We start from the raw sequence: 8348 nt of genomic DNA, 5'->3' as shown, positions 1-8348 counted from the left end.
GACCGGTGCCTGGCGGCCGGAACCGGCGCCTGGCGGCCTGAAGCGATGCCTGGTCTCCGACGACGGACGAACCCGGCGCACCGGACCGCACCGAACCGCACCACACCGCACCACACCGCACCACACCGCACCGGCGGCCAGGACCACGGCCGGAGCCGAGCCCCCGGGCCCACGGCAGCCGCCGGTTCCCCGCCGGCCGTACCCGCGAAACCGGCCACACCAGCGCAACCGAAGCGAGAAGCGAACGGGAACCGGAACCGGGACTCGGAACCGCGACCAGGACTCGGCACCGCGACCAGCACGGCATCAGCCCCCGGAGCCGGACTGGAACCGGCACGGCTCAGGCACCGGGTGAGACCGGCACCGGAACCGCTGCCGGCGGTGCCCCGCCTCAGCCGTCGTCGGTCCGGCGGGCCGTGCGTCCGGAGATCTGCACCCGGTCGACCAGGCCGGTGGCCGGATCGCGGTGGAAGCGTCCTCCGGGTTCGAGCCGCCCGCTGGCCGGATCGCGCAGATCGCAGGACAGGTCGGCGTAACAGACCAGCGGGAGGGGCAGGTCCCCGTCCACGGAGAGGGCCGGCGCGCCGTCGGGACCGGGCGCGACCCGGTAGGTCGTGGTGCCGTTGCGGTACGTGCCCACGCAGCCGGGCAGGTCGACGGGCCGCCCCCGGTCCACGGTGTGCGGGCCGGCCGGCACCGGGATGCCGGTGATCCGGGTCACCTCCTCGGCGAGGTCGCGCCACAGCGCGGTCGCGGACGCGGAGTTGCCGGTGAAGGCGACCACGACCCCGCTCTCCGGGTCCGCCCGCAGATGGCAGGACGTGCCCTGGGCGTTGCCGTCGTGGCCGCCCCAGATCCGGTCGTCCCGCCGGTACAGGGCCAGTCCGGGGCCCCAGCCGTCGGCCAGCGTGCCGGGGCGGGCGGCGCTCTCGGGCCGGCGCATCTCCTTGGCGACGGCGGGCGGCAGCAGGTCCGAGCGGCCGGTGAGCGCGTTGCCGAACGCGACCAGGTCCAGGGCGCTCGCGAGCAGCGCGCCGGCCGGTGCCTCCAGCGGTGCCAGGTTCTGCCGGGCCGGACGGGCCTGCCCGGTCGCGGTGTTGACGGCGTGCCCGGCGGCCACGGGGCGGGCGGGCGCGGTGTCACCGGTGAACACGGGTCGGATGCCGAGGGGTTCGAGGAGCAGCGCCCGGACCGCCTCGGGCCACGGCATGCCGGTGACCGTCTCCACCAGCCGTCCGGCGGCGACGTAGCCGGCGTTGGAGTAGGAGAAGTCGGTGCCGGGCGCGAACAGCAGGTCGCGGTCGGTGCAGACGGCCGCGAGATAGCGGGCGGCGGTGGTCGTGGCGGCGGTGTCCGAATCGGGCCCGGTGGGCAACCCGCCGGTGTGCGCGAGAAGGTGACGTATCGTCACCTGGGGTATCCCGGCCAGTTCGGGGAGCTGGCCGGCGGCGGGTTCGTCCAGGTCGAGGTCGCCGTCGTCGGCCAGGAGCAGGACGAGCGCGGCGGTGAAGGGTTTGGTGAGCGAGCCCAGCGGGACGGCGGTGCCCGCGGCGAAGGGGCCGCCGGTCGTGACGTCGGCCGTGCCGGTGTGTACGGCGATCACGTCCGTGCCGGTGTCCAGGGCCAGTTGGGCTCCGGGCACCCGGTGGGTCCGGGCGAGGGAGTCGAGACGGTCCTGCAACTCCCGGTGCGGTTCCCGCGACTCCCGGGGCGAGGGGGACGGTGTCCGGGAGGCGGCCGGAGCGGCGGGGATGGTGTACGGCATGAGAAGGGGACTCCGTTGGATGGGTCTGTGGTGCGGGCGTGCCGGTCCGGCCCGTGACGAGCGGTACGGGGGCCGGCCGGAGGGCGCTGCACGCGCCGGGACTAGGGTCTGCCGACCTCGACGGGCAGCTGTCGTACGCCGACGATGACGGCCGGGTTCTGGTAGGCGATGTCCTCGTAGGAGGGGATCACCAGCATGCGGAATCGTTCATGCAACATACGCAGGGCGATCCGTGCCTCCAGCCGGGCCAGTGGTGCGCCGAAACAGAAGTGGATGCCGTGCCCGAAGGTGAGATGGGGATTGGGACTCCGGGTCACGTCGAAGACGTCGGGCGCGGCGAACCGGGCGGGGTCCCGGTTGGCGGCGCCCAGATGGGCCATCAGCAGGGTGTCCGCCGGGAGTTCGTGGCCGCCGAGGACCACGGGGCGGGTGACCCGGCGGCCCAGCTCCGGGAAGGGCGGCAGCCAGCGCAGCACCTCCTCGACGGCGGCCGGGATGCGCGCGGGGTCGGCGCGCAGCGCGGCGTGCGTGCCGGGGTGGCGGTCGAAGGCGACGACGGCGTTGCCGAGCAGCGCGGTGGTGGTGATGTGCCCGGCGACCAGCAGCAGCGCCACGAAGCCGACCATCTCCTCGTCCCGCAGGCGCACGCCGTCCACCTCGGCGGCGATGAGTCTGCTGGTGAGGTCGTCGCCGGGGTCGGCGCGGCGGGCGCGGATGTGCTCCAGCATGTAGCCGTTCATCTCGCGCACCGTGGGGGCGATGGCTTCCAGCGCCCGCTCCAGGTCGGCCATGTCGGGCGCCTCGCCGAGCTGGTCGCCGCCGAACAGCACGCCCGCCCACTCCTGGAAGAGCCGGTGTTCGCCGGCCGGGATGCCGAGCAGTTCGGCGATGACGATGATCGGCAGCGGGTAGGCCAGCGCCTCGACCAGGTCGAACCGGTCGCGGTCGGCGACGGCGTCCAGCAGCCGGGCGCAGACGGCCTCGATACGGGGCCCGAGTCCCTGCACGACCCGGGGGGTGAACGCCTGGCTCACCAGGGCACGGAGTCTGCGGTGGGCGGGCGGGTCCATGCCGACGAAGTTGCCCTGCCGGAAGGTCTCGAAGTCGGGCTGGGTGGGGGTGAGGGCGGACAGGTCCGAGGAGTACGTCGCCGGGTCGGCGAGCACGGTGGCGACCGACTGGTGGTCCAGCACCTGCCAGACGCCCTGTGTCGCGTCGTACCGCACCGGCCCGGCCTCGCGTAAGCCCCGCCAGCGGTCGGGCAACTCCTCCAACAGGAGGCGGTCGCCCGTCGGTTGCTTGCTGATCACCTTGTCTCCTTGCTAGCGGGTGGCGCGTGCGGGCACGCGGGAGTCACACACCGAGGCTCCTCGGGACCCCGGGCGCCCGGGGCGCGAGCGGTTCCGGACACGGCTGTGCCGACGTTTTCCGGACATCGGACCGGAGGCAGCGCGCGGCCCGCGCGGCCTTGGTGGTGCGCGGCGAGTCGGTCAGTCGCCGTCCGTCCGACGCCGGAGCGGGCCCCTGGCCCTCAACACGTGCAATACAGGAGGCGGAACGTGCGATACAGGACGCGGCGACCGCGCGGCCGGCCACGGCCCCGCGGCGAGCCCGGTCGTGTGGCGCGCCAACCCGACATAACCCCATCCCCTCGGCGATACCTCCCGCGCAGCGATCGCGCGGGACCCTCCCGGCTCCTGTACGACAGCGGGCCCCCAGCCCGGCCGTTCGAAACGAGGTGCGAGATGACGCGTTCTCGGCGCCCGCCCTCCCGTGGGGAGCGGATGCCACCCCGTGATGGGCATGGTGCACACCCCGGGACACCTTCGTTTCGAGGGAACTCGGCCACAGTCTTCACGGTGCGTCACGCGCAAGCAACCCCCTGAAGTTGAACGGAGAGTACTGTGCCGATGCTTTTGCGTCATCATCGGGCCACTCGCCGGGGCCCCTGACGCGCGTGGAGACGGCGGCCTGATCGTCGCCCCCGCGTGTGCCCCGGCGGCTCACCGGCAAACCGGGCGCGGGGAAAAAGATGCCAGAGGGACGCCTGTGGAGCCGCTGCCCGCTCCCCCGGCCTCCCGGACGGTGCCCTACCGCCCGGTACGACGGGTTGGCCGAACCTCGCCTGATCTGTGGTGACGATTCGGCCACCGGACACGCTGGACCCGCCGCGCGGACGACGACGCGACACGCCGTGGGCGACTTGGCCCCGCCGGCCCCGCATCCGGCCCGCCCCGCACCCCGTCGCCCCGGCACCGGACCGCTGCGGGATCCGGAATCCACCGCCCCTCTCGCATGTCTGTGATTTCGGCCATCGTGGCGTGCCAGGGGGGGCGCACAGAAGCCATCCGCACACCACACGCGCACCGCACGCCCAACCGTGCGCCCCGCACGTCGAAACACCGACTGGGCGCGCCGCCCGCGAAACCCCGATCGCGCGCGCCGCCCGCCGACCGGCACCGTGCGCCCCGCCCGACGGGCGCGCCACGACGAGCCACGCCCGGCCGAGCCGGCCCCCTCGACAGCGACCGGCCGAGCCCCCTCCCCCGCACCCCCCGCGCGGGGCGGCAACCGGACGGGGGACACGGAGCACCGCGCGGCGCGGCGGGGGCGCCGGGACCGTTTCGCCGTGCGCCGGGCGCCGCCCCGAGGGAGTCTTGTGCCCTGGACACGGCACGCGGCCGGAGGAGGTGGTCGGCGTGTCCGACGGGCCGGGGCCGGAGCCGGCGCCGACGGCCGACGGGGGGACGGCCGCCCAGCCGGTGCTGTCGCTCGCCCTGGTGTCGATGATGCACGAGGTCCACGCGCACTCCGGTGCGGTGTACCTGCTCCGCCCCGACGAACCGGTCCTGGAGATGGCGGTGCACGCGGGCATGCCCCGGGCGTTCGCGGCGCCGTGGGAGCGGGTGGGGCTGAGCGCCCCGCTGCCGGTGGTGGACGCGGTGTGCGGACGGCGCCTGGTGTGGGTGGGCGGCGAGGAGGAGATGGCCCGCTGCTACCCGCGCATCGCGGTGGTGCTGCCGTATCCGTTCGCGCTGGCCGCGCTGCCCGTGGCGACGGAGCGGCAGGTGTACGGGGCGGTGTTCGTGACCTGGCCCGGCGGGCATCCGCCGGAGCTGACCGACGCCGAGCGCGACCGTCTGTGGGCGGCCTGCGAGCGGCTGGCGCTGCGGCTGGAACGGTCGGCGGCGTGGCCCGGGGCGCACGGCCCGGGGGAGGACACACAGGCGTCCTCGGTGGCCGGGGCCGCGACGGTGGCGGAGACGCTGGGCTCGGTCGAGGCGGTCCGGCTGGTGTCCCGGCTGCCGTACGGGCTGATGTCACTGGATCTGCACGGCCGGATCGGCTTCGTGAACCCGGCCGCCGCCGAACTGCTCGGCCGGCCGGCCGGCGAGCTGCTCGGCACTCCGCTGTGGGCGTCGGTGCCCTGGCTGAACGACCCGATGTACGAGGACCGCTACCGGGCGGCGCTGCTCAGCCAGCAGATGGCGTCGTTCGTGGCGCTGCGCCCGCCCGGGGACTGGCTGTGGTTCCGGCTGTACCCGAGCACCACCGGGCTGAGTGTGCGCGTCAGCCGGGCCCACTCGGTGACGGACGCCCCGCACGGGGCCCGGCAGGCCGCCCCGGGCCCGTCCCGGCTGATGACGATCTCCCAGGTACTGGGCCTGGCGGGCGCGCTGACCGAGGCGGTGGGGGTGCGGGACGTGGTGCAGCTGGTCTGGGACGAGGTGGCCCCCGCCGTCGGCAGCCAGGCGATGGCCATCCTCGGTTCCGAGGGCGGGCGGATGCGGGTGCTCGGGCACCGCGGCTACCGGGACCCGCACATCGTGGAGCGGTTCGAGGGGCTGCCGCTGGCCGAGCGGACCCCGGGCACACAGGCGCTCAGCACCGGCGTGCCGGCGTTCTTCGACTCACGGGCGCAGCTGGAGCGGCTGTATCCGAGCCGGCACGAGACCCCGGACGGCTTCGCGGCCTGGGCGTATCTGCCGCTGATCGCCTCCGGCCGGCCGGTGGGCACGTGTGTGCTGGCGTACGCCGAGCCGCATGTGTTCCCCGCCGACGAGCGGGCGGTGCTGACCTCGCTCGGCGGGCTGATCGCGCAGGCCCTGGAGCGGGCCCGGCTCTACGACGCGAAGCACAGCCTGGCGCACGGTCTCCAGCAGGCGCTGCTGCCGCACTCGCTGGCGCCGCTGCCCGGCATCGAGGCGGCGGCCCGCTATCTGCCCGCCACGCACGGCATGGAGATCGGCGGCGACTTCTACGACCTGGTGCCGGCCCGGCCGCTGCCGGCGGCGGTGATCGGGGACGTCCAGGGGCACAATGTGACCGCGGCGGGCCTGATGGGACAGATCCGCACCGGCGTACGGGCGTACACCACGGTGGGGCAGGCACCGCACGAGGTGATCAGCAGCACCAACCGGCTGCTGATCGATCTCGGCGCCGAGCTGTTCGCCAGCTGTCTGTATCTGCGGCTGGACCCGGCGCACGGGCGGGCCGTGATGGCGCGGGCGGGCCATCCGCCGCCGCTGCTGCGCCGGCCGGACGGGAAGGTACGGGTGCTGGACCTGGCCGGGGGCCCGCTGCTGGGCATCGACGCCTCGGCCGTGTATCCCACGACCGAGGTGTCCCTGGCCCCCGGCTCGGTCCTCGTCCTGTACACCGACGGGCTGGTGGAGTCTCGCGGCGTCGACATCGAGGACGCGCTGGCGGACCTCGGCGGGCTGCTCGCGGACGTGGGCGACCAGCCGCTGGAGAGCCTGGCGGACGAGGTGGTCCGGCACAGCGTGGCGGCTCGGGAACGGGTGGACGACGTGGCGGTCCTGTTGCTCCGGGCCCGCGCCGACGGCTGAACGCCCGGCCGCCCATCGGCGGGACCGGCACCGGACGACGGCACTCGGCCCACTGGTCAGGGTCCGCGCTCCGACGGTCCGGGTCCGGCCCTCCCGCCGGAGGGCCGGACCGCTCCCCGCCGGCTGGAACCGAGGGGGGCCGGCCGGGGAGTCTCGAGGGGCGCCGGTCCGCTCAGCGCGTACCGGTGAGGGCCGGCGATCCGTCGTCCGCCGCGCCGGAACGGGACCCGTCGGAGGGCGCCGACGGGTCACCGTCCCCGCCGACCGGGTCGCCACCGGCACCCGGGCCGGCCTCGTCACCGGAACCGGAAGGGGAATCAGCACCGGAAGCGGAACCGGAACCGCCGCCGGACCGCTCGCCCGCGCCCGCCCGGTCGTCCTCCCCTCCGCCCGCTCCGCCGCCCAGGGTCGCCCCGGTGGCCCGGAGTGCGGTGGTGACCGGCTGGAAGAATGTCTCGCCGCCGCCGGTGCAGTCGCCGCTGCCGCCGGAGGTGAGGCCGAGGGCACCGCCGTCCTGGGTGAACAGGGGGCCGCCGCTGTCGCCGGGCTCGGCGCACACGTCCGTCTGGATCAGGCCGGTGACGGTGTCCACGCCGCCGGGGTCGGTCTCGCTCTGGAAGTTGACGGTGGCGTCCAGCCCGGTCACCCGGCCGTCGTGCAGCCCGGTGGTGGAGCCCATCCGGAACACGGTCTGGCCGACGGTGGCCTCGGCGGCCCGGTTGATGGGCACGGTCCGGCCGTCGCCGGCGTCGACCTCGCTGGGCGCCCGGGTGCCCGGGTCGTCGTACGTGACGAGGGAGAAGTCGCCCTCGCCGGGGAAGGTCGCCCGGTCGACGGTGGCTGTCGGCTCGCCGTTCTGCGTGTCGGACCACTTCTCGGCGGCGACCCCGCAGTGACCGGCCGTCAGGAAGGCGGGCCTGCCGTCGGCGGCGGTGACGTTGAAGCCGAGGGAGCAGCGCACGCTGCCGCCCTGGGACCGGGAGAAGACGGCGTCGCCGCCCGAGGCGAACGTCTTGAACGTGCCGGCGGACTTCTTCAGGGTCGCCATGCCGGGGCCGAGCCCGCGCACGGCGGACCGGAGCCGGTCCCACCGGGCGCCCGTCACCGTGGAGTCGGCGGTGACGAGGATCTTGTCGGTGCGCGGGTCGACGGCCCAGGAGGTGCCCGGGACCGCGGCCTCGGCCCTCAGCGTCCGGGCGGCGGCCCTGAGTTCGGCGGCGCTGTTGGCCACCTGCCGGACGACCGCGCCGGCCTTCTCCGCCCGGACGACGACGTCGTCGCCGCCGCCGGACACGTTGACGACGAGCTGCTGCCGGCCGTTGTCGTACCAGGAGCCGGCGAAGGCGTCGCCGAGGAGTTCGCGCAACCGGGCGTCGAGGTCCGGCGCGTCCGTGGCCCGCAGGGTCCTCGCGGTGCCGGTGGCGCCCGGCGCCCGGCCGTCGTCCCCCGCGTCCTGCGAGGCGTTCGCGTGGGGCAGCAGAAAGGCCGCCGCGCCGAGTGCCGCGACCGCACCCACCGCCATCGCGGCCTTGCGCCGGGGCATTCGCTTGTGACTCAACCTTCTCGACCTCCTGGGAGGGGGAGCCCGCCGCTCGCGGGCCGTGCGGACCGGGGTGGGTGTCGCGGCGCCTGGACGGCCGTAGGTACGCGGCGGCGGCGCGGTGTGTTCAATTCCGGTTCCGTCCGGCCGTGGTGGGGCGGTGAACCGGCCACGCTCCGTGTGTCACGGCGGG

Annotated in this window: 4 protein-coding genes; 1 reads left to right on the top strand and 3 read right to left on the bottom strand. The window is 75.2% G+C overall.

Going from position 1 to position 8348, the window contains the following annotated elements; genetic code table 11:
• Positions 1 to 391: 391 nt before the first annotated feature.
• Both IE251_RS26530 and IE251_RS26525 read right to left on the bottom strand, forming a co-directional pair.
• Positions 392 to 1765, bottom strand: a complete 1374-nt coding sequence (locus IE251_RS26530; protein ID WP_189755526.1) for a serine hydrolase domain-containing protein — start codon at positions 1763 to 1765, stop codon at positions 392 to 394.
• Between the two features lie 101 nt (positions 1766 to 1866).
• The gene (locus IE251_RS26525; RefSeq protein WP_189755525.1) at positions 1867 to 3075 is read right to left on the bottom strand and encodes a cytochrome P450; all 1209 of its coding nucleotides are present in this window, start codon (positions 3073 to 3075) and stop codon (positions 1867 to 1869) included.
• Positions 3076 to 4464: 1389 nt separating this feature from the next.
• Here IE251_RS26525 and IE251_RS26520 point away from each other — a divergent pair.
• On the top strand, positions 4465 to 6615 hold the full coding sequence (locus IE251_RS26520) for a SpoIIE family protein phosphatase (RefSeq protein ID WP_189755524.1): 2151 nt from the start codon (positions 4465 to 4467) through the stop codon (positions 6613 to 6615).
• A gap of 172 nt (positions 6616 to 6787) precedes the next feature.
• On the opposite strand, the gene IE251_RS26515 is transcribed toward IE251_RS26520, so the two are convergent.
• Entirely contained in the window at positions 6788 to 8173 is a 1386-nt protein-coding gene (locus IE251_RS26515) for a S1 family peptidase (RefSeq protein WP_229896939.1), read from the bottom strand.
• Positions 8174 to 8348 lie beyond the last annotated feature (175 nt).

The sequence above is a fragment of the Streptomyces eurythermus genome (assembly GCF_014649115.1).
Classification (GTDB): domain Bacteria; phylum Actinomycetota; class Actinomycetes; order Streptomycetales; family Streptomycetaceae; genus Streptomyces; species Streptomyces eurythermus.
The sequence above is the reverse complement of the archived record's forward strand: the minus strand, read 5'-3'. Positions and strand labels throughout refer to the sequence as shown.